2 protein-coding genes are annotated in these 1,431 nt (G+C 64.9%); one reads left to right on the top strand and one right to left on the bottom strand.

The window, feature by feature from the left end; translation table 11 throughout:
* Positions 1-531 (bottom strand): Tm-1-like ATP-binding domain-containing protein (locus tag EN925_RS35670; protein WP_206633124.1); only part of this gene is annotated, 531 nt, incomplete at its 3' end.
* Between the two features lie 109 nt (positions 532-640).
* On the opposite strand from EN925_RS35670, the gene EN925_RS35665 reads away from it, so the two are divergent.
* Positions 641-1,336 carry a TetR/AcrR family transcriptional regulator gene (locus EN925_RS35665; protein WP_127369165.1) on the top strand — a complete coding sequence of 232 codons (696 nt, stop codon included), beginning with the start codon at positions 641-643 and terminating at the stop codon, positions 1,334-1,336.
* Positions 1,337-1,431: the final 95 nt, after the last annotated feature.

Genomic DNA, 1,431 nt, shown 5'->3' with positions numbered 1-1,431 from the left:
GTCGGGTGGTGGCGCCGGGGTGGCCGCCATGCCTGATATGGCTTGAGCCGCGTTGTGCAACACGACACGGGAGAGCCGGTTCAGTCCGGCCATGTCGGTCACAGAAGGCATCATGATGATGTCGGAGACATCGACGTAGGGAGCGGTGTCGCCGGAGGCGAGCGTCGAGACCATGATCTTGGGCAGGCCGAGCGGCAGGGCGCGCATGCCCGACGTGACGATCGATGTGCCACCACCGCCGCCGATGCCGATCATGGCCGCGATGTCGTTGCGCGATTGGGCAAAGCGGGCGAAGGCGATGCCCATCGCGGCGACAGCGGCGCCACGATCATTGCCGCCGAGCACGGCGTCACGGCCGCCCGGATGATGGTCGGCGATTTCCCTCGCGCTGATATCGACCGGGATGGTTGCGTCGCGCGTTCCGACATCGACACGACAAACGAGGGCGCCCGCAGCAGTGATCGCATCGGCCAGGAAGGCGAGTTCCTCGCCCTTGGTGTCCGCGGTACCCACCACATAAATACGCTTCATTGCGCTCTCCCAATCCTGGCAGGCGCGATGCCGCCCCCATCGCTCATTGCCCGGGCCACTTGACGATGCGGACCATTGCAAATTTTTGAGACGCGCGTATCGTATTGGTATGAATGTCTCACGTCAACAATCCGCTGCGAGCGACGAGGCTGAACGGGCAACCGGCCCAGTGCCCGAACGTGGGCCGCGCGCGCGGACCAAACGGCTGATGCTGGAGACGGCAACAAGGCTGATGCAGGCGGGCGTCACGCCCTCAGTCAGCGAGGTCGCCGAGGCGGCCGAGGTTTCCCGCGCCACCGCCTATCGTTACTTCCCGAGCCAGTCGGCACTGGTGCAGGCCGTCGTCGACGAGGGGCTGGGGCCAATCCTCACCTGGCAATCGACCTCCGCCGATGCCGAGCGCCGGGTCGCCGAGCTGTTCGACACGGCCATGCCGCGCATCGAGGCCTTCGAGGCTACGTTCAAGGCAGCACTGAAGCTGTCGCTCGATCAATGGGCGCGGCGTCAGGCCGGCACGCTGGGCGGTGAGCCCGCCTTTACGCGTGGCCACCGCATCGACCTGCTGAAGGATGCGCTCTCGCCGCTCAAGGGCCGTTTGCCGCCGCGCGACTTCAAGCGGCTGGCACAGGCGCTGTCGCTTATCTTCGGCGTCGAGGTGCTGATCGTGCTCAAGGATATCTGGGGGCTGGACAGCCGCCGGACGATGTCGGTCGCACAGTGGGCGGCCGGGGCGCTGGTGCGTGCGGCAGTGGCGGAATCGGTCGATGAAGGAGGCAGCCTCGATCCGAAGGCAGTCGTGAAATAGAGCCTAACTGGTTCGACCAGATTGGCATGCACACTACTGATCTTAGCGGTTGGGTGGGGTATTGGACAATACCCGATCATATCACTGAGTAGGAA

It is taken from the genome of Mesorhizobium sp. M7A.F.Ca.US.006.04.2.1, from assembly GCF_004022915.1.
Lineage (GTDB): Bacteria > Pseudomonadota > Alphaproteobacteria > Rhizobiales > Rhizobiaceae > Mesorhizobium > Mesorhizobium ciceri.
This window is presented reverse-complemented; position numbering and strand designations above follow the sequence as displayed.